Source organism: Streptomyces sp. ATCC 21386 (assembly GCF_018728545.1).
Lineage (GTDB): Bacteria > Actinomycetota > Actinomycetes > Streptomycetales > Streptomycetaceae > Streptomyces.
The window spans coordinates 6,246,150-6,270,628 of the sequence record NZ_JAAVVL010000001.1 but is presented as its reverse complement, the minus strand read 5'-3'; the positions used below and the strand labels follow the sequence as shown (position 1 = coordinate 6,270,628).

The 24,479-nt window shown below is 72.0% G+C and carries 16 protein-coding genes, 1 pseudogene and 1 riboswitch; of the genes and pseudogenes, 6 read left to right on the top strand and 11 right to left on the bottom strand.

The annotated features are described in order from the left end of the window. The first annotated feature begins 20 nt into the window (after positions 1–20). Both cobN and GWK25_RS26915 read left to right on the top strand, forming a co-directional pair. Positions 21–3,677: a cobaltochelatase subunit CobN gene (cobN, locus tag GWK25_RS26920; RefSeq protein ID WP_215453815.1), complete on the top strand. Its 3,657-nt coding sequence runs from the start codon at positions 21–23 to the stop codon at positions 3,675–3,677. 156 nt (positions 3,678–3,833) lie between these two features. Continuing rightward, complete coding sequence (locus GWK25_RS26915) at positions 3,834–4,700, top strand: AraC family transcriptional regulator (protein WP_215457608.1); 867 nt, start codon at positions 3,834–3,836, stop codon at positions 4,698–4,700. A 114-nt stretch (positions 4,701–4,814) separates the two neighbouring features. Here GWK25_RS26915 and GWK25_RS26910 read toward each other — a convergent pair. From GWK25_RS26910 to GWK25_RS26895, 4 genes and pseudogenes are all read right to left on the bottom strand, one after another. Beyond that, a pseudogene (locus GWK25_RS26910) lies at positions 4,815–5,623 on the bottom strand (ABC transporter ATP-binding protein). Further along, positions 5,620–6,747 carry an iron ABC transporter permease gene (locus GWK25_RS26905; protein WP_215453813.1) on the bottom strand — a complete coding sequence of 376 codons (1,128 nt, stop codon included), beginning with the start codon at positions 6,745–6,747 and terminating at the stop codon, positions 5,620–5,622. Before GWK25_RS26905 ends, GWK25_RS26910 begins: the two are co-directional and overlap by 4 nt. Further along, the gene (locus tag GWK25_RS26900) at positions 6,744–7,796 is read right to left on the bottom strand and encodes an ABC transporter substrate-binding protein (protein ID WP_215453811.1); all 1,053 of its coding nucleotides are present in this window, start codon (positions 7,794–7,796) and stop codon (positions 6,744–6,746) included. The genes GWK25_RS26905 and GWK25_RS26900 overlap by 4 nt, the downstream gene beginning before the upstream one ends. A gap of 67 nt (positions 7,797–7,863) precedes the next feature. After that, a riboswitch (cobalamin riboswitch) is annotated at positions 7,864–8,074 on the bottom strand. 19 nt (positions 8,075–8,093) lie between these two features. Beyond that, complete coding sequence (locus tag GWK25_RS26895; protein ID WP_215453809.1) at positions 8,094–8,762, bottom strand: DUF6215 domain-containing protein; 669 nt, start codon at positions 8,760–8,762, stop codon at positions 8,094–8,096. Between the two features lie 358 nt (positions 8,763–9,120). Between GWK25_RS26895 and GWK25_RS26890 the strand changes: the two genes are divergently transcribed. The 3 genes from GWK25_RS26890 to GWK25_RS26880 all read left to right on the top strand — a co-directional run bounded on the left by GWK25_RS26890 (position 9,121) and on the right by GWK25_RS26880 (position 13,554). Further along, positions 9,121–10,140 (top strand): Gfo/Idh/MocA family protein, encoded by a 1,020-nt coding sequence (locus tag GWK25_RS26890; RefSeq protein ID WP_215453807.1) that lies wholly within the window; start codon positions 9,121–9,123, stop codon positions 10,138–10,140. 190 nt (positions 10,141–10,330) lie between these two features. Continuing rightward, on the top strand, positions 10,331–12,547 hold the full coding sequence (locus tag GWK25_RS26885; RefSeq protein ID WP_215453805.1) for an alpha-L-fucosidase: 2,217 nt from the start codon (positions 10,331–10,333) through the stop codon (positions 12,545–12,547). Between the two features lie 230 nt (positions 12,548–12,777). Beyond that, entirely contained in the window at positions 12,778–13,554 is a 777-nt protein-coding gene (locus GWK25_RS26880; protein ID WP_215453804.1) for an SDR family oxidoreductase, read from the top strand. A gap of 154 nt (positions 13,555–13,708) precedes the next feature. Here GWK25_RS26880 and katG read toward each other — a convergent pair whose 3' ends face one another. Further along, a complete protein-coding gene (gene katG / locus GWK25_RS26875) occupies positions 13,709–15,922 on the bottom strand; it encodes a catalase/peroxidase HPI (RefSeq protein WP_215453803.1) in 2,214 nt (737 codons plus the stop codon). Positions 15,923–15,946: 24 nt separating this feature from the next. Next, positions 15,947–16,390, bottom strand: coding sequence for a Fur family transcriptional regulator (locus GWK25_RS26870; protein WP_215453802.1), 444 nt, complete (start codon positions 16,388–16,390; stop codon positions 15,947–15,949). Between the two features lie 431 nt (positions 16,391–16,821). On the opposite strand from GWK25_RS26870, the gene GWK25_RS26865 reads away from it, so the two are divergent. Beyond that, positions 16,822–17,514 (top strand): UdgX family uracil-DNA binding protein, encoded by a 693-nt coding sequence (locus GWK25_RS26865; protein WP_215453801.1) that lies wholly within the window; start codon positions 16,822–16,824, stop codon positions 17,512–17,514. On the opposite strand, the gene GWK25_RS26860 is transcribed toward GWK25_RS26865, so the two are convergent. The 5 genes from GWK25_RS26860 to GWK25_RS26840 all read right to left on the bottom strand — a co-directional run bounded on the left by GWK25_RS26860 (position 17,511) and on the right by GWK25_RS26840 (position 24,128). Further along, complete coding sequence (locus GWK25_RS26860) at positions 17,511–18,170, bottom strand: lactate utilization protein C (RefSeq protein ID WP_215453800.1); 660 nt, start codon at positions 18,168–18,170, stop codon at positions 17,511–17,513. The genes GWK25_RS26865 and GWK25_RS26860 overlap by 4 nt on opposite strands. Then, positions 18,167–19,645 carry a LutB/LldF family L-lactate oxidation iron-sulfur protein gene (locus tag GWK25_RS26855; RefSeq protein WP_215453798.1) on the bottom strand — a complete coding sequence of 493 codons (1,479 nt, stop codon included), beginning with the start codon at positions 19,643–19,645 and terminating at the stop codon, positions 18,167–18,169. Before GWK25_RS26855 ends, GWK25_RS26860 begins: the two co-directional genes overlap by 4 nt. Continuing rightward, on the bottom strand, positions 19,642–20,397 hold the full coding sequence (locus GWK25_RS26850; protein ID WP_215453797.1) for a (Fe-S)-binding protein: 756 nt from the start codon (positions 20,395–20,397) through the stop codon (positions 19,642–19,644). The genes GWK25_RS26855 and GWK25_RS26850 overlap by 4 nt, the downstream gene beginning before the upstream one ends. Positions 20,398–20,598: 201 nt before the next feature. Continuing rightward, positions 20,599–22,077, bottom strand: coding sequence for a rhamnulokinase family protein (locus GWK25_RS26845; RefSeq protein WP_251829053.1), 1,479 nt, complete (start codon positions 22,075–22,077; stop codon positions 20,599–20,601). A gap of 11 nt (positions 22,078–22,088) precedes the next feature. Continuing rightward, positions 22,089–24,128 (bottom strand): bifunctional aldolase/short-chain dehydrogenase, encoded by a 2,040-nt coding sequence (locus GWK25_RS26840; protein WP_215453795.1) that lies wholly within the window; start codon positions 24,126–24,128, stop codon positions 22,089–22,091. Between the last annotated feature and the right edge of the window lie 351 nt (positions 24,129–24,479).

The window sequence follows — 24,479 nt, the reverse complement described above, 5'->3', positions numbered from 1 at the left end:
CGAGGAAGGCCAGCAGCCGCATGCAGCCATCGTCCGGGGAGCGCTCCGCGCAGCCCCGCATCCTGCTCCTGTCGACCTCCGACACCGACCTGCTCAGCGCCCGCGCGGCCGCCGGCCCGGTCCCCTACCGCTTCGCCAACCCCTCCCGCCTCGCGCTGGAGGACCTCCCGGCCCTCCTCGACGGCACCGACCTCGTCGTCGTCCGCCTGCTCGGAGGGATCCGCGCCTGGCAGGACGGCCTCGACCTGCTGCTCGCCGACGGCCGCCCGGTCGTCGTCCTCACCGGTGAACAGGCGCCCGACGCCCAGCTGATGGCCGCCTCCACCGTCCCCGTCGGCATCGCCGCCGAGGCCCACGCCTACCTCGCGCACGGTGGTCCCGCCAACCTGGAACAGCTGGCCCGCTTCCTCTCCGACACGGTCCTGCTCACCGGCCACGGCTTCGACGCGCCCGCGCCCGCCCCCTCCTGGGGCCCGCTGGAGCGCACCGCCCGCGACAGCGCCGACGGGCCGACCGTCGCCGTGCTTTACTACCGCGCCCACCACATGAGCGGCAACACCGCCTTCGTGGACGCCCTGTGCGGGGCGATCGAGGACAAGGGCGCCCGCGCGCTCCCGCTCTACGTGGCCTCCCTGCGCGCCCCCGAGCCCGAGCTGATCGAGGAACTCCGCGCCGCCGACGCCATCGTGACCACCGTCCTCGCCGCGGGCGGCACCAAGCCCGCCGAGGCCTCGGCGGGCGGTGACGACGAGTCCTGGGACGCGGGCGCGCTGACCGGCCTCGACGTGCCGATCCTCCAGGCCCTGTGCCTGACCGGTTCGCGCGCCGCCTGGGAGGAGAACGACGAGGGCGTCTCCCCGCTCGACGCGGCCAGCCAGATCGCCGTCCCCGAGTTCGACGGCCGGCTGATCACCGTCCCGTTCTCCTTCAAGGAGATCGACGAGGACGGCCTCCCGGCCTACGTCGCCGACCCCGAGCGCGCCGCCCGCGTCGCCGGGATCGCCGTACGGCACGCGCGGCTACGGCACATCGCCAACGCCGACAAACGCCTCGCGCTCGTGCTGTCCGCCTACCCGACCAAGCACTCCCGCATCGGCAACGCGGTCGGCCTCGACACCCCCGCCAGCGCCGTCGCCCTGCTGCGCCGACTGCGCGAGGAGGGTTACGACTTCGGGACCGACGCCGAGGTACCGGGCCTGGCCTCCGGCGACGGCGACGAGCTGATCCGCGCGCTGATCGAGGCGGGCGGCCACGACCAGGACTGGCTGACCGAGGAGCAGTTGGCCCGCAACCCGGTCCGTATCCCGGCGGCCGACTACCGCCGCTGGTACGCCGAGCTCCCCGAGGAACTGCGTACGGCGGTCGAGGAGCACTGGGGGCCCGCGCCCGGCGAGATGTTCGTCGACCGCAGCGCCAACCCGGAGGGCGACATCGTCCTCGCGGCCCTGCGCTTCGGCAACCTGCTCATCCTCATCCAGCCGCCGCGCGGCTTCGGCGAGAACCCGATCGCGATCTACCACGACCCGGACCTCCCGCCCTCCCACCACTACCTCGCCGCGTACCGCTGGATCGCGGCCCGCGCCGAGGACGGCGGGTTCGGCGCCGACGCGATGATCCACCTCGGCAAGCACGGCAACCTGGAGTGGCTGCCGGGCAAGAACGCGGGCCTGTCCGCCGCCTGCGGCCCCGACGCCGCCCTCGGCGACCTGCCGCTGGTCTACCCCTTCCTGGTCAACGACCCGGGCGAGGGCACCCAGGCCAAGCGCCGCGTCCACGCCACGCTCGTCGACCACCTCGTGCCGCCGATGGCCCGCGCGGACTCGTACGGCGACATCGCGCGCCTGGAGCAACTCCTCGACGAGTACGCCCAGATCAGCTCGATGGACCCGGCGAAGCTCCCGGCGATCCGCGCCCAGATCTGGACCCTCATCCAGGCCGCCAAGCTCGACCACGACCTGGGACTGAACGACCGCCCCGAGGACGACGGCTTCGACGACTTCCTGCTGCACGTCGACGGCTGGCTGTGCGAGGTCAAGGACGCCCAGATCCGCGACGGCCTGCACGTCCTCGGCACCCCGCCGGCCGACGCCGACCACGTCAACCTGGTCCTCGCCGTCCTGCGCGCCCGCCAGATCTGGGGCGGCACCACGGCCCTGCCCGGTCTGCGCGAAGCCCTTGGCCTCGACGAGTCCGCCGCCACCCGCACCACCGCCGACGAGGCCGAGGAGAAGGCCCGCGCACTGGTCCAGGCGATGCAGGACACGGGCTGGGACCCGGCCGCCGTCCCCACGGTCGTGGCGGCGCACGTCCCCGCCGAGCGCGGCGAACAGGTCACCGCCATCCTGGAGTTCGCCGCCCGCGAGGTCGTGCCCCGGCTCGCGGCGACCACGGCCGAACTCGACCACACCGTCCACGCCCTCGACGGCGGGTTCGTCCCGGCGGGCCCCTCGGGCTCCCCGCTGCGCGGCCTGGTCAACGTCCTGCCGACCGGCCGGAACTTCTACTCCGTCGACCCCAAGGCCGTCCCCTCCCGCCTCGCCTGGGAGACCGGCCAGGCCCTCGCCGACTCCCTGCTGGAGCGCTACCGAGCCGACAACGGCGAATGGCCCACCTCCGTCGGCCTCTCCCTGTGGGGCACCAGCGCCATGCGCACGGCCGGCGACGACGTGGCCGAGGCCCTCGCCCTGCTCGGCGTCCGCCCGGTCTGGGACGACGCCTCTCGCCGGGTGACCGGCCTGGAGGCCGTCCCGGCCGAGGAGTTGGGCCGTCCCCGGGTCGACGTCACCCTGCGCATCTCGGGCTTCTTCCGCGACGCGTTCCCGCACACCATCGGCCTGCTGGACGACGCCGTACGGCTGGCCGCGTCGCTCGACGAGCCGGCCGAGGTCAACCACGTCCGCGCCCACGTCCAGGCGGACCTGGCGGCCCACGGGGACGAACGCCGGGCCACCACCCGGATCTTCGGCTCCCGCCCCGGCACGTACGGCGCCGGACTGCTCCAGCTCATCGACTCCCGGGACTGGCGCACCGACGCCGACCTCGCCGAGGTCTACACGGTCTGGGGCGGCTACGCCTACGGACGGGAGCTGGACGGCCGTCCGGCCCGTGAGGAGATGGAGACGGCGTACAAGCGGATCGAGGTGGCCGCGAAGAACACGGACACCCGGGAGCACGACATCGCCGACTCCGACGACTACTTCCAGTACCACGGCGGCATGGTGGCCACCGTCCGCGCGCTGCGCGGCACGGCCCCCGAGGCGTACATCGGCGACTCCACCCGCCCGGAGACGGTCCGCACCCGCACCCTCGTCGAGGAGACGTCCCGAGTCTTCCGGGCCCGCGTCGTCAACCCCAAGTGGATCGAGGCGATGCGCCGCCACGGCTACAAGGGTGCCTTCGAACTGGCCGCCACCGTCGACTACCTGTTCGGCTACGACGCCACCACGGGCGTGATCGCCGACTGGATGTACGACAAGCTCACCGAGACCTACGTCCTGGACGAGACCAACCGCGAGTTCCTCCAGCAGGCCAACCCCTGGGCCCTGCACGGCATCGCCGAGCGGCTGCTGGAGGCGGAGTCGCGCGGGATGTGGGAGAAGCCGGATCCGGCGGTGCTGGAGGGGCTGCGCCAGGTGTACCTGGAGACGGAGGGCGACCTGGAGGGCGGCGACAGCTGACGACGGCGCGGGGGTGCGGGGCGGTCCACCGCCCCGCACCCTTGCCTCGGCAATCTGCTGCCCCGTAGTCACCCACCCGACCGGAGCGGGCACAGGATGTCGGGTGGGGCGGGCCGGCCGCTTCCTAGCGTGGTGGGCGAAAGGAAGGAGGCCGGGGTGCTGGAGCGGCTCAACCAGGCCATGGAGCACATCGAACGCCACCTCGATCAGCCGATCGAGGTGGCGGACCTGGCGCGGATCGCGGTGACGTCGGAGTACCACCTGCGGCGGCTCTTCTCGGCGCTCGCCGGCATGCCGCTGTCGGAGTACGTCCGACGGCGGCGGCTGACCGTGGCCGGCGCCGAGGTGCTGGCCGACGAGCGGACGCTGCTGGAGATCGCGGTGCGCTACGGCTACGGATCCGGAGAGGCGTTCGCACGGGCGTTCCGCGCCCTGCACGGCGTCGGCCCCGGGGAGGCCCGGCGGACCGGCGCGAGCCTGCGGTCGCAGCCCCGGATGTCCTTCCGCCTCGTCGTCGAAGGGAGCAGCAGCATGCGATACCGAGTCATGGAGAAGGAGGAGTTCCGGGTGGTCGGGAGGAGGGCCCGGGTCCCGCTCGTGCACGAGGGGATGAACCCGGCGATCGCCGACTTCATCCGGGGCCTCGGCAAGGAGACGCTCGACCGGATCGAGAGCCTGTCCGACCAGGAGCCGAGGGGGATCGTCGCGATCAGCGACAATCTCGACGCCAGTCGTGCCGAGGGCACCGAACTCGACTACTTCCACGGAGCGGTGACGCGCGCCGCCGCCCCCGAGGACATGGACGAGCTCGTCGTCCCGGCCGGGACATGGGCGGTCTTCGAGAACTCCGGGCCCTTCCCGCAGGCGTTGCAGCATCTGTGGCGGGACGTGTTCACCCAGTGGTTCCCGTCCAACCCGTACCGGAGCCGTCCGGGCCCCGAGATCCTGCGGACCAGGCTCTCGCCCGACGCGGCGCGGGCCGACGCGGAGCTGTGGATCCCGGTGGAGCGGGCCTCGCTCTGAGCGTGCGTCCGGGAGCGCCCGGTCGCGTGGGCGCGCGGCGACTTCACGCCGTCGCGCGCCTGCGACCGTGGCTCCGCGCGACGCCGTGTCGGGCCCCGGGAAAAGCGCGACGGCCTACGGCAGCGGGCCCAGGAAGCGGATATGCGGTCCTTCGCCGGGGCCAGGGCCGGGGCCAGGGCCGGGGCCGGTGGCCCGTACGCCGTAGACGGCGGCGATCAGGGACTCGGTGAGGACGTCGTGCGGGGTTCCGGCGGCCACCACACGGCCCTGCCGCAGCACGACGAGCCGGTCGCAGTACATGGCGGCGAGGTTCAGGTCGTGCAGGGCGACGACGCTGGTCAGACGGAGTTCGCGGATCAGGGTCAGCAGGGCGAGCTGGTGGGGATGTCGAGGTGGTTGGTGGGCTCGTCCAGGAGGAGCTCGCTCGGCTCCTGTGCGAGCGCGCGGGCGATCTGGACCCGCTGGCGCCCACCGCCCGACAGGGTGTGCCAGGACCGGTGGGCCTTGTCGCCCAGACCCGTGCGGGCCAGGGCCGTGCGGACGGCCTCCTCGTCGACCCGGGAGGCGGCCGACCACGCTCGGCGGTGCGGGACACGGCCCAGCCGTACGACGTTCTGGACCGTCAACTCGACCTGGGTGTCCGCCTGTTGCGCCACGACGGCGATCCGCTGGGCGACCGCCCGGCGCCCCACCCGGTCCAGTGGACGGTCGTCGAGGGTGACGACCCCCGAGGCGGGCGCGAGGACCCCGGCGAGCAGACGCAGCAGGGTGGACTTGCCCGAGCCGTTGGGGCCCAGCAGACCGGTGACGGTGCCCGGCCGGGGCGCCACGCTGACCCCGTCCAGGATCAGAGTGCCGTCGGCGGTCCGGGACACCCGCTCGGCGCGCAGCCCGGGGGAGGAGCTGGAGGCGGTGTCGGTCATCGGGTGCTCCTGGTCCGGTACATGATGGCGACGAAGGCCGGGACGCCGATGAGGGACGTCACTACCCCGACCGGCACCTCCTGCGGGTCCAGGACGGTACGGGCGAGGGTGTCGACCCACACCAGGAACACGGCCCCGGCCAGTGCGGAGGCCGGCAGGAGCCGACGGTGGCCGGAGCCGGTCAGCGCGCGTGCAGCGTGCGGCAGCACCAGGCCGACGAAGCCGATCGCACCCGCCGAGGCGACCAGGGCGGCCGTGAGCAGGGCGGTGGCGCACAGCAGGACGAGCCGGACGCGGGCCACGGAGACGCCGAGCGAGGCCGCCGCGTCCTGCCCGAACGCGAACGCGTCCAGCGCGTGGGTGTGCCCCAGGCAGACCAGCAGCACCGCCACCAGCACCGCCAGGCACACCGTCACGTCCGTCCAGCCGGCACCGCTGAGCGAGCCGAGCAGCCAGAACAGCACCGCGCGGGTCGTCTCGGCGTCGGCCGCGGTCATCACGATGAAGGAGGTGAGCGCGGAGAACAGTTGCATGGCCGCGACCCCCACCAGCACCACCCGGTCCGTGGTGCCGCCGAGGGTATGGCTGAGCAGCAGCACGAGGCCGAAGGAGGCCACCGCGCCCAGGAACGCGCCACCGGAGACCGACAGCGCGCCGCCTCCCGCGCCCAGCACGACGACCACGACCGCGCCGGTCGACGCGCCGGAGGAGACACCGAGCACGAAGGGGTCGGCGAGCGGGTTGCGCAGCAGGGACTGCATCACCGCGCCGCACACGGCCAGTCCGGCCCCGCACACGGCGGCCAGCAGGGTGCGTGGCAGCCGTAGGTTCCACACGATGCCGTCCCGGATGGGCGTCAACTCCGTGTGCCCCCAGCCGAGATGGGCCACCACCGTGGACCACACGTCGACCACGCCGATGTCGGCCGGCCCGATGGTGATCGCGAGGGCCACGGACAGACACAGCACCGCGCCCCCGGCCGACCACGCCGACCCCCACCAAAGCCTCCGACCGACGGCCCCCGCCGCTGCCGTCCGGCGCGCCTTGGCCGGGGCCGACGTTCCGGTCACCCGGTCGGCCACAGGCTCGGTGCCGGCCACCGTGTCGGGTGCCGGGCCCGTCATCCCGTGAGGCCGTACTCGCGCAGGGCCGTCGCGAGCTTCTCCACGCCCTCGACGGTGCGGATCGTGGGGTTCATGGCCTGGCCCGGCAGCCGTACGTACCGCTTCTCGCGCACCGCCGTCATGTTCCGGGTGACCGGGTCGGACTCCAGGAACTCGATCTTCTTCGCGGCCGTCTCGGCCGTCTGCTGCTTGCGGACCAGGTCCCCGACGACGAGGACGTCCGGGTCGCGGTCGGCGACGGTCTCCCAGTTGACCTGGGGCCATTCCTCGTCGGTGTCGTCGAAGACGTTCTTCGCGCCCAGTTCACGGGTGATGATCCCGGGGGCGCCGCAGCACCCGGCGAGGTACGGGGACTGGTCATTGGCGAACCAGTACAGGACAGTGACCCCGCGCGCGTCGAGTCCGGCGGTCGCCTTCCTGACCCGGGTTCGCAGCTCGGCCACCAGCTTCTCGCCGCGCTCCTCGACCCCGAAGATCCGGGCCAGATCGCGGATTTCGCCGTAGACCGTCTCCATGGTCAGCGGCTCGGTGCGGACGCCGTCGCCGTCCCCGCTGTTGTCCTTGCCCACACAGTCCGACGGCGACAGATACGTGGGCACGCCGAGCTTCTCGAACTCCTCCCGGGTCGCCACTCCGCCCTTGCCTAGCGTGGAGGCGAACGAGGAGACGACGAGGTCGGGTTCGGCGTCGAGGACCTTCTCGAAGGAGGGTGCGTCATCGGCGAGGCGGGGCACCTTCGCGTTGGCCTTCTCGAGCCCCTTCGGCAGCGGATCGGTCCAGGTGGCGGTGCCCACCACACGGTCGGCGAGCCCGAGGGAGAGCAGGATCTCGGTCGTGCCCTGGTTGAGGGAGACAGCGCGTTCGGGCGGGCTGTCGACCCGCACCTCGCGCCCGCAGTTGTCGAGCGTCACCGGATGACCGGCGGATCCGCCCGGAGCCGGACCCCGGTCCGGCGACGCTGTGGAACCGGAGCCCCCGCAGCCGGTCAGCAACAGGGCACCGGCGGTCAGGAACGGGACGGCATGGCGGACGGGGCGTGCGAGCGGCACGGGACTTCCTTCGGCGTCGAGGGCTCATGCGCGAAGCCCGGTCGTACGGTGCTTCCCCGGGCACCCCTCGGTGCCGGGGACCGCCAGCAGGTCTTCGGACTCGGGGTCACCCGGACGAGACGCCTTCCCGGACCGCGATGTGACCGCCGTCCAGTGGCCGTTGTCCCGCCCGTCACCCTCACCGCTGCGCGTCAGCTCCGGATTCGCACCGGATTCCCTGACCCGTACGCGTACTTATGTGTGCGCACATGGGTTCGACTGGCGTCGGCAAGCTATCACACGCGCTTCCGGGGCCCGTCAGGTCGCGGGCTTCCAGCCCGGGAGCGTCGGCAGGACCTTCTCGGCGACACGGAACAGCGCCGCGTCGTCCGGAATCTGGGAGTCCTGACGGTAGATGACGAGTTCGAAGGTGCTGCCGCTGTCCTTCGCGTCGGTCGCGACCAGCAGTTGACGGGAGACGCCGCCGGGGGCGGACTGCGAGTCGCTGCCGTCGAGGCGGAACGAGATGCCGATGGTCCGGCCCGAGTACAGGGCCGCCGAGTGCCCGAGGACCTTCCTGGTCTCGACGCCGGATCCCAGGTAGCCGACCGCCTCGGCGACCGGGAGGTCCTCGTACGACGCCGAGATCTCCACGGTGTACGTGTCGAGTTCGACGGTCGCCTCGGGGGTGACGGTCCTGGTGCCGTCGAACCAGGTGGACTCGTTCTCGCTGCCCGAGGCGATGACGGCCTGCTCGGTGGGCGTCCCGAGGAGCTCCGGCAGGTCGGCGCGGTTCAGCGCGGCGCACAGCTGTGCACCGGAGACCCTGCCCCGTCCTGTCGGCGAGGGGTCGTCCGACGACGACGAGCAGACGGCCGGCCCCACGGTCTCGGGGGTCGTGTCGAGGAGGTCACCCAGCAACCACAACCCGCCCAGCAGTACACCGACGGTCGCCACCGCCGAGACCACCTGGCCGCCCGTACCCATCTCCTTCGCCGAGCCGCGTCGCGCACCGGCCCCGGGGCCCGGTTCCGGATCCGCCCCGTGTCCCGTTTCCGGATCGGCTCCCACGCCCGTCCCCGGATCCGCTGCAGAATCCGTTTCCGTTTCCGCTCTCGAACTCGCTCTCGAAACCGCTCCGGAATCGGCGAAATCGTCGGCCATGCCCCCGTGCCCCCACCTTGATGTGCACACGCCTGACGTGCGCCGGGGGAGCCTAACCGGTGATCGTCGCGAGGGGAAACGATATTCCGCACAGGCGTGAAGCAGGGCTCCCGAGGGGAGACCGAGACCCGGTGTGCCCCTGCCCCGGGGGCCGTAGCGGTCCACGAAAGGAAGGAACGCCATGTCCGTGCAGGACTCCCTCGGTGTCGCCGTCGTCGGCACCGGCCGGATGGGCGCCGACCATGTGCGCAGGATCTCCGAGGTGATCAGCGGCGCCCATGTGGCGGCCGTCGTCGACCTCGACACCGACCGGGCCCGGGCGGTCGCCGCAGGCGTCGAGGGGTGCGCGGCCTACGGCGACACCGTCGAGGCGCTGGCCGCACCGGGCGTCGACGCCGTCCTCGTCGCCTCACCGGGCCCCGCCCACGAGGCGGACGTGCTCGTGGCCCTCGCCCGTGACCTGCCCGTGCTGTGCGAGAAGCCCCTCACTCCGGACCCCGCCGCCGCGCTCCGGCTGCTGGAGGCGGAGCAGCGCCTGGGCCACCGCCGGGTCCAGGTGGGCTTCATGCGCCGCTACGACCGCGAGTACGTCAAGCTCAAGGCCCTGCTGGACAGCGGCGACCTGGGCCGGCCGCTGCTGCTGCACCACCGGCACCGCAACGCCGAGCCCCCGCCCGGTTTCACCGACGCCATGGCCCTCAACGACTCCGTGGCCCACGAGATGGACGTCACCCGCTGGCTGCTCGGGCAGGAGATCACCGCCGTCACCGTGCTGCGGCCCCGGCCGTCCGCGCACGCCCCCGAGGGCCTGAGCGACCCGCAGTTCGTCGTCTTCGAGACCGACGGCGGCGCGGTGGTGGACGTCGAGATCTTCCTCAGCGCCCGCTACGGGTACCAGGTGCAGGCCGAGGCCGTCTGCGAGGACGGCACGGCCCGCATCGGCGACGGACGCGACATGCTCGTCAACGCGGCGGGCCGCTGGGGCGGCACGATCACGCCGAGCTACCTCGAACGGTTCGAGGACGCCTACGACCGACAGGTCCAGGCCTGGGTGGACGCCGCCCGGCGCGGTGAGGTCACCGGACCCGGCACCTGGGACGGGTACGCCGTCGCCGCGGTCTCCGAGGCGGGCGTCCGCGCCCAGAGCGAGGGCGTCCGCACGGAGGTGGAACTCGTCATGCGCCCCGCCCTCTACCGCTGACCGCCGGAGCGCCGACCTTCGTCCCCGGGGGAGAACAGCCGACGCCGTCACCGTCGCAGACATGTGATGTCTCACCTCGGATCAACCGGTATTCAGTGGCGCAAAACAGAAAAATGTCATGGTCTTGCAGGGCTATTCATCACTGTGTGACCGTTGACAGTGATGGTCCGCATGCCTGAGGTTCGTGGTTATGTCGCAATCGATCAGCAGGCGCACGTTGATGGCCGGTGCCACGGCCGTCGTCGCGGCCACCGGGGCCGACGACGCGTTCGCGGCCGGGGGTTCACCCACCGCCCCGAGGGCCTACACCCCGACCTGGGAGTCCGTGAACCGGCACCCCGCCGCCCCCGAGTGGTTCCGGGACGCCAAGTTCGGCATCTACTTCCACTGGGGGGCGTTCAGCGTCCCGGCGTACGACAGCGAGTGGTATCCGCGCAACATGTACAACCCTGACGAGCGGGCCCATCGGCACCACGTCGCCACGTACGGGGACCCGGCCGACTGGCCGTACCACCGGTTCATCGACGGGGGCGACGATCTCGCCGGCCGCCATGTGGAGTTCGCGCCGAAGCTCAAGTCGGCGGGCGGGAACTTCGACCCCGACGAATGGGCCCGGCTCTTCGTCGACGCGGGCGCGCGGTTCGCCGGGCCGGTGGCCGAGCACCACGACGGTTACTCCATGTGGGACAGCCGGGTCAACGAGTGGAACTCCGTGGCCAAGGGGCCGCGCCTGGACCTGCTGAAGCTCTTCACCGACGCCATCCGCGCCAGGAAGCTGAAGCTCCTGGTCGCCATGCACCACGCGTACAACCACACCGGCTTCTTCGAGTTCGCGCCCCCGCAGTCCGACTCGAGCCTCAAGAAGCTGTACGGGCAGTTGAGTCCGGAGACGGAGAACCAGCTCTGGTACGACAAGCTCAAGGAGGTCGTCGACCGGTCCCGGCCCGACATCCTGTGGCAGGACTGGCGGCTCGACCACATCGACGAGACCCAGCGGCTGAACTTCCTCGCGTACTACTTCAACCAGGCCGACGAATGGGGCAAGGAGGTCGTCGCCACCTACAAGGACGGCTTCAACAGCCACGGTTCGGTCTTCGACTACGAACGCGGCGGCCCCGCCGACCTCACCGCGCCCTACTGGCTGACCGACGACAGCATCTCCGACTCCAGCTGGTGCTACACCGAGGGCATCGGCTACTACTCGCTCGCGCAGATGCTGCACTCGTTCGTCGACCGCGTCAGCAAGAACGGCACCGTGCTGCTCAACATCGCTCCGCAGGCCGACGGCACCATTCCGCAGGGCCAGCGCGACCTCCTGCTCGGCATCGGCGACTACCTGAAGCGCTTCGGCGAGTCGATCTACGGCACCCGCGCCTGGACCGCGTACGGCGAGGGGCCCACCAAGATGGGCGGCGGCTCCTTCACCCGGCCCACCGCCGGCACCCCGCAGGACATCCGCTTCACCCGGGACAAGGCGGGCACCGTCCTGTACGCGACGGTCCTCGGCTGGCCCGGCGGTTCGCTGACGCTCAGGACGCTCGGCTCGGACCGGATCGACCTGGACTCGCTGGCCTCGGTCCGCCTCCTCGACGCGACGGCCGGTACGTACATCGACCTCGACACGCCGGTCCAGGGACCGACCGGGCTGAAGGTGACCCTTCCCCCGACGGCCCCCTTCGAGGCCCCCGCCTACGTCCTCAAGTTCCGCTTCTCCGGCCGGATCCCGGTCCTGCGGCCCGCCACCGGCGCCCTGGTCTTCGAGGACAGCCGCTACCGCGGTGACAGCGCCGTCCTGGCCCTCGGCGAGCACACGGCCGAACAGCTGGGCCTCGCCGGCCTGGCGCCGGGCACCCTCTCCTCCCTGAAGCTCGCCCCGGGCCACGAGCTGGTCGGCTACTCGGGCGACGACTTCACCGGCAGGTCGTGGACGTTCACCGAGGACACCGCACGGGTCCGGAAACGGATCACCTCGCTGAGGGTGATGCTCGCCCCGTCCGCCTGGTTCCGGATCACCAACGTCACCAACGGACTCGCCCTGGACGGCGGGGGAGACGTCCCCGCCGGCGCCGACCTGAAGCAGGGGACGTGGGACGGTTCCACCGGCCTGCAGTGGCACGCCGTGCACGTCGGCGACGGCTACTACAAGCTGGTGAACCGGGCCAACGGCCTGGTCGCCGACGGCCGCGGCGCCACCGGCGAGGGCGCTCCCGTGAAGCAGGCGGTCTGGCACGGCGGCACCGACCAGCAGTGGCTGATCATCCACCGGGGCGACGGCCGTCACTCCCTCGCCAACCGCACCACGAAACTCGTCCTCGACGGCGGCGGGAACGTCCCCTCCGGCTCGCTCGCCAAACAGTGGACCTGGGGCACCAGCGCCAACCTGCTGTGGACCTTCACCGAGGTCTGACGCCCGCTCACGCCCGCTCACGTCCGCTCGGACAGATCCAGCAGCACCTTGGAGGAGACCGTACGGTCCCGCGCGGTCTCGAAGGCGGCGACGGAACGCTCTGGTGCCGCTGCTGCGGTCGGTGGCGGACGAGCTGGGCGTCCGGCTGCCGACCCGTTGACCGGCGCTCCCTGTCCACGGTGAACTTCCTTGTGGTGGAGGTGAGTTCACGGTGGAGAGGGCTGACGGACATGGGAGAGCCGGACCGGAGGCGCACAGGACCGCTCGACGGGAGGACCGCACTGGTCACCGGGGCCGGCACCGGCATCGGCCGGGCGACCGCGATGATGCTCGCCGAGGAGGGCGCGACCGTGGTCCTCGTCGGACGACGGCCGCATGTCCTCGCCGAGGTGGCCGCCGCCGTCGCGGAAACCGGGGGCACCGCGTTCGCCCGCCCGGCCCACGTCGAGGACGCCGACGAGGTGCGGGAGCTGATCCGCTGGACCCGGGACACTGCGGGCCCCGTGGACGTCCTCGTCAACAACGCCGGCGCGGCCGGCCGGGTCGGTGACGTCCGCCGGCTCGGCGAGGACGAGTGGCACGCCGTGGTCGACGTCAACCTCACCGCGGTCTATCTGCTCACCCGCGCCGTCCTTCCGGACATGCTGGAGCGCGGGGGCGGTTCGATCATCACGATCTCCTCGCTCGCCGCCGTACGGCCCACGCCCCTCGGCGGAGCCCCGTACGGCGCGGCGAAGGCGGGCGTGCGCAACTTCATGGCCTATCTGCGCAACACCTACCGCGACGACCTGGTCCGGGCCACCTGCGTCCTGCCGGGCGAGGTCGACACCCCGGTCCTGGACAGCCGTCCGGAACCACCGAGCGCCGAGCGACGGGCCGCCATGGTGCGGCCGGAGGACGTGGCCCGCGCCGTCCTGCTGTGCGCCACGCTCCCCGCGCGCACGGTCGTCGAGGAACTCGTCATCGCCCCCACGCGGTCGGGCCGTCCGCCGGACCGGCCGGGATGAGGGCCGCCGCGGCCGTCTTGAACAGCGGCTGCCCACGGCGGCCGACGTGCACGCGAAACGACCGGGCCGGCCCCGTGAGGAGCCGGCCCGGCCGCTGTGCTCGGGCCGATCGGACCAGGTCGATCGGAGGACCGGTCCGATCGGCTCGGGGTGATCAGACCAGGTCGAACCGGTCCAGGTCGGCGACCTTGGCCCAGGCCGCGACGAAGTCCTTCACGAACTTCTCCTTGGCGTCGTCGCTCGCGTACACCTCGGCGAGGGCACGGAGCTCGGAGTTGGAGCCGAAGACCAGGTCGGCGCGGGTGCCGGTCCACTTGACCTCACCGGTGTCCGCGTCACGGCCCTCGAAGAGGGTCTGGTCGGCGGAGGTGGACTTCCAGGTCGTGCCCAGGTCGAGCAGGTTGACGAAGAAGTCGTTGGTGAGCACACCCGGGGTGTCGGTGAAGACGCCGTGCGTGGACTGGGCGTGGTTGGCGCCCAGGACGCGCAGACCACCGACGAGGACCGTCAGCTCGGGGGCGCTCAGCGAGAGCAGGTTCGCCCGGTCGATCAGCAGGTACTCGGCGGGCAGGCGGTTGCCCTTGCCCTGGTAGTTGCGGAAACCGTCGGCCGTCGGCTCCAGCGCGGCGAACGACTCGGCGTCCGTGTGCTCCTCGGTCGCGTCCACGCGGCCCGGGGTGAAGGGCACCTCGACCGGGTAGCCGGCGTCCTCGGCGGCCTTCTCGACCGCGGCGGCACCGCCGAGGACGATCAGGTCGGCCAGGGAGACCTTCTTGGCGCCGGAGTTGAACTCCGCCTGGACGCCCTCGAGGACGCTCAGGACGTGACGCAGGTCGTCCGGGTTGTTGACCTCCCAGCCGCGCTGGGGCTCCAGACGGATGCGGGCACCGTTGGCGCCGCCGCGCTTGTCGCTGGAGCGGAAGGTGGAGGCCGACGCCCACGCGGTGGACACGAGCTGCGAGACCGACAGACCCGAGGCGAGCAGCTTGCTCTTGAGCGCCGCGATGTCGGCGGCGTCGATGACCTCGCCCTCGGCCGCCGGCAGCGGGTCCTGCCAGATCAGGGTCTCAGCCGGGACCTCCGGGCCGAGGTACAGCGACTTCGGGCCCATGTCACGGTGGGTCAGCTTGAACCAGGCGCGGGCGAAGGCGTCCGCGAACTGGTCGGGGTTCTCGTGGAAGCGCTTGGAGATCTCGCCGTAGATCGGGTCGAAGCGCAGCGAGAGGTCGGTGGTGAGCATCGTGGGCAGCTTCTTGGCGTCGCTGTGGGCGTCGGGGATGATCGCCTGCGCGTCCTTGGCCACCCACTGGTTGGCGCCGGCGGGGCTCTGGGTGAGCTCCCACTCGTAGCCGAAGAGGATGTCGAAGAAGTCGTTGCTCCACTGGGTCGGCTTGGTGGTCCAGGTGACCTCAAGGCCGGAGGTGATGGCGTCGCCGCCCTTGCCCGTGCCGTAGGTGGACTTCCAGCCGAGGCCCTGCTGCTCCATGGAGGCGGCCTCGGGGTCGTCGCCCACGTTGTCCGCGGGGCCGGCGCCGTGGGTCTTGCCGAAGGTGTGGCCACCGGCGATGAGGGCGACGGTCTCCTCGTCGTTCATCGCCATGCGGCGGAAGGTCTCACGGATGTCGCGGGCCGCGGCGAGCGGGTCCGGGTTGCCGTTCGGGCCTTCCGGGTTGACGTAGATCAGACCCATCTGGACGGCGCCGAGGGGGCTCTCCAGCTCACGGTCGCCGGTGTAGCGCTGGTCGTCCAGCCAGGTGGTCTCGGGACCCCAGTAGACGTCCTCGTCGGCCTCCCACACGTCGGCACGGCCGCCGGCGAAGCCGAAGGTCTCGAAGCCCATCTGCTCCAGGGCGACGTTACCGGTGAGGATCATGAGGTCGGCCCAGGAGATGGCCTGGCCGTACTTCTTCTTCACCGGCCACAGCAGACGGCGGGCCTTGTCGAGGTTGCCGTTGTCCGGCCAGCTGTTCAGCGGCGCGAAGCGCTGCTGGCCGCGACCGCCACCGCCGCGGCCGTCGTGGATGCGGTAGGTGCCGGCGCTGTGCCAGGCCATACGGACCATCAGCGGGCCGTAGTTGCCGAAGTCGGCGGGCCACCAGTCCTGCGAGGTGGTCAGCACCTCCGCGATGTCCTGTTTCACGGCCGCGAGGTCGAGGTTGCTGAACGCCTCCGCGTAGTCGAACGACTCCCCGAGGGGGTTCGCGACGACCGGGTCCTTGGCGAGGATCTTCAGGTTGAGCCGCTCCGGCCACCACTGCCGGTTCCCGCCGCCCTGGGTCGGGTGCGCGGCGCGCCCGTGAGCGACCGGGCACCCTCCCGTCTCCTCGGGCTTCGCGTCCGTGACGATCGCGTCGTGGTTCTCAGTCATGGGAGTCCTTCCGGAACTGGTGGATCACGGTGCTGAACTGCTGGCTTCGGAACATGGGGGGCACAGGCCCCAGTAGATGACCTCGGCCTCGTCGATCGCGAAGCCGCGGTCGTCGGAGGCGGTCAGGCACGGGGCGTGCCCGACCGCGCAGTCGACGTCGACCACGACACCGCAACTGCGGCACACGAGGTGGTGGTGGTTGTCCCCGACGCGCCCCTCGTACAGGGCCGGGCTGCCGGGTGGTTCGAGGCGGCGTACGAGCCCCGCGCCGGCGAGCGCGGTCAGGGCCTCGTACACGGCCTGGAGCGAGATGTGGCCCACACGATCGCGCACGCCGGCGGCGATCGCTTCGACGCCGAGGTGGTCGCCGTCCCGGACGGTCTCCAGCAGCGCCACGCGCGCGGCCGTCACCCGCAGGCCGGCACCGCGCAGCTCCTCGGCGGTGTTCGGGGGCTGGGATGCGGTCATGGCGACCAACCTACCCTCATAAACACGAACAGTTCAAGAAAACGAACCATCCAAGTTTCAGTGGTGTGCCGGCCACCGTCCGTAGCCGTTCCGGCAGGGCCTGAGTCACCCCCCACCTGCGGCTGGGGCGATCGAATCAGCCCAAGGTGAGCAGCAGGATCGCGACCACGGCCCCCACGAGCCCGGCCGTCTGCCGGAAGTTCACCCGTTCGTGCAGCAGGGGCAGTCCGGGGACCGTGGGGACGGCCGGACACACGCCCGACGGGACGACAGCCCGCCTGCGAAGCCGACGATGCCGTACAGCGCGGCGGACGTGAGGGCGGGAAAGGCGGCCATTCGTCGCCGGGTGCCCCACGGGAGCCGGTGCATGGTGCATCGCGACGTCAGGCGGGTACTCGGGCTTCCCGGTCCCGCCCGAGGAGGTGCCCCGGATGAGTCCCATCGAGCACGCGAGCCCCACGAAGGCCCGCTCCCCGGACCCGCGGGCCTACGACGCCGAGCCGTTCCTCCCGAGCCGCGGCGGTCTCCCCGCCCACCGCCGGGCCGCGGCCGACTGCCGGGGCTGTCCCCTGTACGAGGACGCCACGCAGACCGTCTTCGGCAAGGGGGACGGGTCCGCCCGGCTCCTGCTCGTCGGTGAGCAGCCGGGGGACCAGGAGGACCGGCAGGGCGAGCCCTTCGTCGGCCCCGCCGGGCGGCTGCTGCGGCGGGCCCTCGACGAGGCCGGGATCGAATGGGAGACGACCTATGTGACCAACGCGGTCAAGCACTTCAAGTTCACCCGGCCCCCGGGCGGCGGCAAACGCCGGATCCACAAGGCGCCCGACCTGCGCGAGGTCGCCGCCTGCCGCCCCTGGCTGCTCGCCGAACTCCGCCTGGTCCGGCCCGAGATCGTGGTGGCCCTCGGCGCCACGGCCGGCAAGGCCCTGCTCGGCGGCTCCTTCCGGGTCACCAAGGACCGCGGCACACTGCTGCCCCTGCCGGCGGAGGGATCGCGAGGGGCCTACGTGGTCGCCACCCTGCACCCCTCCGCCGTACTCCGCGCCGACGACCGCGACGCCGCCTACGCGGGACTGGTGTCCGACCTCAGGGTGGCCGCCGAAGCGCTGGCCGACACCTCCTAGACCGGGCCGCCGTCCCCGGTCACCAGGACCACCTCCAGGGTGCGCGGGCCGTGCACGCCCTCCACCCGGTCCAGCTCGATGTCGCTGGTGGCGGACGGGCCCGAGATCCACGTCAACGGGCGGGCCGGGTCGAGGAGTTCGAGCGCCTGCGGCACCGACGACACGACCTGGTCCGGTACACGGACGACGCAGACATGGTGGTCGGGCACGAGCGTGATCCGGCGGCGGCCCTGGTCGGGGGAGCCGTCCAGCACGATCGTGCCGGTCTCGGCGATCGCGAGGGCACAGGCCGTGACGACACTGTCGACCCGGTCCAACTCGTGCGCGGTGCTCTCGCCCCGGTCCGGCACCCGCGTCAGCTCGGTCGCCGACAGCCAGTCCTCGCGCAGCCCCGGCGGCACCAGCACCGACGTCGAGCCGTGCCCGTGCAACAGCCCGGCGATCACCTCCGCGAGCCCGGCCGCGTCCGTGCGGTGCACGAGCGCCCGGTAGTCCGCCAGGTTCTCCGCCAGCAACTCCACCGTCTCGTCGGCGCTCAGCCCGCCGTGCTCACGGAGATAGTCCCGCCGCACGGCCCGCTCGTACGGAGTGTCGTCCTGCCGCACGTCGGCGAGCGCGCGTCGCACCCGGCCCAGGATCAGTTCCCTGCTGCTCACTTGCCCGTGTCCTTTCCGCCGTTCGTCCGTTGCCACCAGTCCCGGAACGGCTCGGCGGGCAGCGCGGGAAGGTCCCGGCTGCCGCTCCACGCCCTGCCGGGGCCCGGCAGCGTACGGGGGTGGAAGCGGCGTGTGCGGGAGGCGAGCCGCTGCCCGGTGCGCAGCGCGCCGGGGTGACTGAACGCCCACCGGGCCGCGCGCATCGCCGCCCGCTCGGCCGCGTGCCCCTTCGCGGGCTTGAGCACGACCTTGTTGCCGCCTTCCGTCACCGGGCCGCCCTGCGCCACCCGTTCCCGCAGATGCACCAGCACCTCCGGGATGTCGATGGCGACCGGACACACCTCGTAGCAGGCGCCGCACAGCGACGAGGCGTAGGGCAGCGAGGAGTCGATCTCGCTTCCGGTGCCCCTCAGCTGAGGGCTGAGGATGGCGCCGATCGGGCCCGGGTACACCGAGCCGTAGGCATGGCCGCCCGCCCGCTCGTACACCGGGCAGACGTTGAGACAGGCCGAGCAGCGGATGCAGCGCAGGGCCTGCCGGCCGACCTCGTCGGCGAGCGTGTCGGTGCGGCCGTTGTCGACGAGGACGAGGTGGAAGGTCCCCGGCCCGTCCTCGTCGGTGGTGCCCGTCCAGGTCGAGGTGTACGGGTTCATGCGCTCGGCGGTGGAGGAGCGGGGCAGGGTCTGCAGGAACACCTCCAGGTCCCGCCAGGTCGGCACGATCTTCTCGATGCCGACGACCGAGATCAGGGTCTCGGGCAGGGTGAGGCACATCCGGCCGTTGCCCTCGGACTCCACGACCACCAGCGTGCCCGTCTCCGCGACCATGAAGTTGGCGCCGGAGACACCGACCTTGGCCCGCAGGAACTTCTCCCGAAGGTGCAGCCGCGCCGCCTCCGCCAGTTCGGCGGGCGTGTCGGTCAGCCCTTCGGGGGCCGGGCGGCCCCACTCGCTCATCTCGCGCGTGAAGATGTCCCGGATCTCGCCCCGGTTGCGGTGGATCGCCGGGACCAGGATGTGCGAGGGCCGGTCCTTGCCCAACTGCACGATGAGTTCGGCGAGATCGGTCTCGTAGGCGTGGATGCCCTCGGCCTGAAGCGCCTCGTTCAGCCCGATCTCCTGCGTGGCCATCGACTTGACCTTGACGACCTCGCTCTCGCCGGTCGCCTTGACGAGATACGTGACGATCCGGTTGGCCTCGTCCGCGTCGGCGGCCCAGTGGACCGTGCCGCCCGCCGCCGTGACCGACTCCTCCAACTGCAGGAGATAGCGGTCGAGATGACGGAGCGTATGGTCCTTGATCTGTTTGCCCGCCTCGCGGAGCGCGGCCCAGTCGGACACCTCCGCGACCGCGTTCGCGCGTTTGGCGCGGATGGTGTGGGTGGCGTGGCGCAGATTCCCGCGCAGGGTCTCGTCGCGCACGGCCTCGTGCGCGGCCTTCGGGAACGCCGGCATCCCGAGATACGTCCCGCTCATACCAGCGGCTCCTCTTCTGTGCTCGCCAGGATCTCCGCGATGTGGACGGGCCGCAGCTCCGTCCGCAGCCGGGTCATCGTGCCGCCGAGGTGCATCAGGCACGAGTTGTCGGCCGCGCACAGCACCTCGGCGCCCGTCGACTCGGCGTTGCGCACCTTGTCCGCGCCCATCGCCGCCGAGACGTCGGAGTTCTTCACGGCGAACGTGCCGCCGAAGCCGCAGCACTCGTCCGCGCCGGGCAGCTCCACCAGTTCCAGCCCCTCGACGGCCTGCAGCAGCCGCCGGGGCCGCTCGCCGAGACCGAGGCTCCGCAACCCGTGGCAGGTCGGGTGGTAGGTCACCTTGTGCGGGTAGTACGCGCCGACGTCCGTCACGCCCAGCACGTCCACCAGGAACTCGGTCAGCTCGTACGTCTTCGGCACGACCGGCGCCAGCGTCCGCGCGAGACCGTCCCCGCGTCCCTCGGCCCGGGCCCGCTCACCCATGCGCGGATACAGCTCCCGCACCATCGCCCCGCACGAGCCGGATGGCGTCACGATCGCCTCGTACTCCCGGAATACATCGGAGAACTGCCGGGCCAGTGGCTCGGCCTCCCGTCGGTACCCGGTGTTGTAGTGCGCCTGTCCGCAGCAGGTCTGACTCATCGGGAAGTCGACGTCCACACCCAGCCTGGTCAGGAGTTTCACCACTGCACGGCCGGTGTCGGGATAGAGCGTGTCGTTGACACAGGTCAGGAACAGGGCGACACGCATCGCGGCTCCTTGAAGGTCGATCATCGGATGAGTGCAGAGTACGACGTGCGAACGCGAAGGGCGAGAGGCCCCACGTGACGATCGGCGACATGGCCGCCGCGAGGCGGCTGATCCGCACGCCGATCGCCGCCGGGGAGTCACCGCCGGGGGCTCCCGCCGCGTGAGCCCCGCTCGGGAAGCTCCCGCCGACTGAGGACCCGCTCACCTGCCGGCGAGCCGGTCCTCCGCCGCGCGCCAGGCCGCCGGGTCGCCCTGCGGCTCGTACCGCACCAGCGGCTGGGTACGGGCGAGGAGTCGCCGCATCGAGGCCCGGTCGCCGACCAGACCGTGGGTGCGGGCCTGGACGAGAACGTTGCCCAGGGCGGCCGCCTCCGCCGGTCCGGCCACCACCGGCAGCCCGCAGGCGTCGGCGGTGAGCCGGCAGAGCAGGGCGTTGCGGGTGCCGCCGCCCACGATGTGGACGACGTCGACGGGGTGGTCGGCCAGGGCCTGGGCCTCGGCGACGGCCCGCCGGTGGGCGAGGGCCAGCGAGTCCAGGATGCAGCGGGTGATCTCGGCCGGCGTCGCCGGGACGGGCTGCCCCGACTCCCGGCACGCCTCGGCGATCCGCTCGGGCATCCGGCCGGGTGCGAGGAACGCCGCGTCCCCCGCGTCCACCACCGACCGCAGCGCGGGCACCGTCGCGGCATCCCGCAGCAGTTCATCGAGATCCGGGTCCCCCCATTCCCGTACGCACTCCTGGAGCAGCCACAGCCCCATGATGTTCCGGAGATAACGGACCGTGCCGTCGAGCCCCAGCTCATTGGTGAAGTTGGCCGCCCGGCTCGCCTCGGTCAGCACCGGTGCCTCCAGCTCCAGCCCCGCCAGGGACCAGGTGCCGGTGCAGATGTACGCGAACCGCTCCCCGGTCGCCGGCACGGCCGCCACCGCGGAGGCGGTGTCGTGCGAGCCGACGGTCGTCACCGGGACCGGACCGGGGAGCCCCGTGGCCTGGAGCACCTCGGGCCGCAGCAGGCCGGCCGGATCACCGGGCCGCCGCAGCGGTGCGAACAGCCCGAGGTCGATGCCGAGCCGGTCCGCGACGTCCCGCGACCAGTCACGGGTCCGGGGGTCGATCAGCTGGGTGGTGGACGCATTGGTCAGCTCGGTGCCCGGCTCCCCGGTCAGCCAGTACGTCAGCAGATCCGGGATGAGCAACAACCGCTCGGCATGGGCGAACTGGGCCGTCGACCGGGCGGCGACCAACTGGTACAGCGTGTTGAACGGCGCGTACTGCAACCCGGTCGCCGCGTACAGCTCGGCGGCGGGCACGGTCGTCCACACCTTCTCCGCGACACCCTCGGTCCGGGCGTCCCGATAGTGCACCGGATTGCCCAGCAGGGCACCGTCCGCGTCCAGCAGCCCGTAGTCGACGGCCCAGCTGTCGATGCCGACGGAGTCGATCCGTCCGTCGCTGAGGGCGCCGGCCGCCCTCAGCCCGTCCAGGACGCCCGCGTACAGCGACAGCACGTCCCAGCGCAGTCCCTCGGGCGTCCGCACCGGCCGGTTCGGGAACCGGTGCGCCTCGACCAGCTCCAGCGAGTCGAGCCCCGCGCGGCCGACCATGACACGCCCGCTGGACGCGCCCAGGTCGACCGCCGCGTACGACTTCACGGCCCCGGTCGCCGCAGTCCCGCTCATGGCGTGCGTGCTCATCGGAGGAAGGCGGCGGCCACGCCGGCGTCGACCGGGACGTGCAGTCCGGTGGTGTGCGTCAGCTCCCCGCCGGTCAGCGCGAACACCGCGTTCGCCACGTGCTCCGGCAGCACCTCGCGCTTGAGGATGGTCCGCTGGGCGTAGAACTCGCCGAGCTTCTCCTCCTCGATGCCGTAGGTCGCCGCGCGCTGGGCACCCCAGCCGGCCGCGAAGATCCCCGAACCACGCACCACACCGTCGGGGTTGACCCCGTTGACGCGGATCCCGTGCTCACCCAGCTCGGCGGCGAGCAGCCGCACCTGGTGCGCCTGGTCGGCCTTGGTGGCGGAGTAGGCGATGTTGTTGGGGCCGGCGAAGACGGCGTTCTTGGAGGCGATGTAGACGATGTCGCCGCCCAGACCCTGCGCGATCATCACCCGCGCAGCCTCGCGCGACACCAGGAACGACCCGCGGGCCATGATGTCGTGCTGCAGGTCCCAGTCCTTGGCCGACGTCTCCAGCAGCGGCTTGGAGATGGAGATGCCCGCGTTGTTGACGACGAGATCGACACCGCCGAAGGCCAGCGCGGCGGCCTTGAAGGCCTCCCCGATCTGTCCCTCGTCCGTCACGTCGACGGTCACGGCGACGGCCTTGTCCGCCCCGCCCAGCTCCTCGGCGACGGCGGCGGCGTTCTCGGCGTGGAGATCGGCCACGACCACACAGGCGCCCTCGGCCACGAGCCGGTGGGCGATCGCCTTGCCGATCCCGCTGCCCGCACCGGTCACCAGCGCCACCCGGGTCGCGAGCGGCTTCGGCTTCGGCATGCGCTGGAGCTTGGCCTCCTCCAGCGCCCAGTACTCGATGCGGAACTTCTCCGACTCCTCGATCGGCGCGTACGTCGACACCGCCTCGGCGCCCCGCATCACGTTGATCGCGTTGAGGTAGAACTCGCCTGCCACCCGGGCCGTCTGCTTGTCCTTGCCGAAGCTGAACATGCCCACACCCGGGATCAGCACGATCGCCGGGTCGGCGCCGCGCATCGCGGGGGAGCCGGGTTCGGCGTGCCGCTGGTAGTAGGCGGCGTACTCCTCGCGGTACGCGGCGTGCAGTTCCTTCAGCCGGGCGATCGCCGCGTCGAGGTCGGCGGTCGGCGGAAGGTCAAGGACGAGCGGGCGGACCTTGGTCCGCAGGAAGTGGTCGGGGCAGGAGGTCCCCAGCGCGGCGAGGCGGGGGTGCTCGGCGGCGGCCAGGAAGTCGAGGACGACCTCGGAGTCGTCGAAGTGCCCGACCTGGGGCCTGTCCTGCGAGGCGATGGCCCGGATGTGCGGGGCGAGGGCCGCGGCCCGCTCCCGGCGCTCGGCGCCGTCCAGCGCGGCGTACCCCTCGATGACGGGCCCGAACGGCTCGGCCTTCCCCTTCTCCTCCAGGAAACGCTCGGCTGTGCGAATGATGTGCAGCGAGTTCTCCTCGCACTCCTCGGCGGTGTCGCCCCAGGCGGTGATCCCGTGCCCGCCGAGCACACAACCGACGGCCTGCGGGTTCTCCCGCTTCACGGTGGCGATGTCCAGGCCCAGCTGGAACCCGGGACGCCGCCACGGCACCCACACCACGCTGTCCCCGAAACACTCGGCGGTCAGCTTCTCCCCGTCGGCCGCGCAGGCGAGCGCGATCCCGGAGTCCGGGTGCAGGTGGTCCACGTGGGCCGCGTCCACGAGCCCATGCATCGCCGTGTCGATCGACGGCGCCGCACCGCCCTTGCCGTGCAGGCAGTAGTCGAACGCGGCCACCATCTCGTCCTCGCGGTCGACCCCCGGGTAGACGTCGACGAGCGCTCGCATCCGGTCCAGCCGCAGCACGGCGAGCCCGGCCTCGGTCAGCGTGCCCAGGTCGCCCCCGGACCCCTTCACCCACATCAGCTCCACGTCACCCCCGGTGACGGGATCGGTGTCGGTCCCCTTGGCGGACGCGTTGCCGCCGGCGTAGTTGGTGTTCCGCGGATCGGCCCCGAGTCGCCGGGACCGGGCGAGCAGAGCTGCGGCTTCGGGATGGGTTGCCATGTGCGATCAATCCTTACGGTGAGATGGGTACGGGGTTCAGCTCGGGGGTCGGGGGCGCGTCGCCGGCTGCGGGCGAGTGGGGCTTCTCGCGCAGTTCCCCGCGCCCCTGAAAGCCCAGGCCCTGCGGGGCCTGAAAGCCCAGGCCCCGCAGGGCCTGAAGGATCAGGCCCTGCGGGCCTTGAAAGACCCGGGGGCCGCAGGATGAAAAGCACGGGGCGCAGCCCTGCTTTTCAGGGGCGCGGGGAACTGCGCGACCAGCCACGAACCGTCCCGCAGCCCGCATCCGACGGAACTCGGCAGACGAAACGCGGCATCGGCTTCAGCCCAGCGCAGCGGTCACGCCCCCCACCC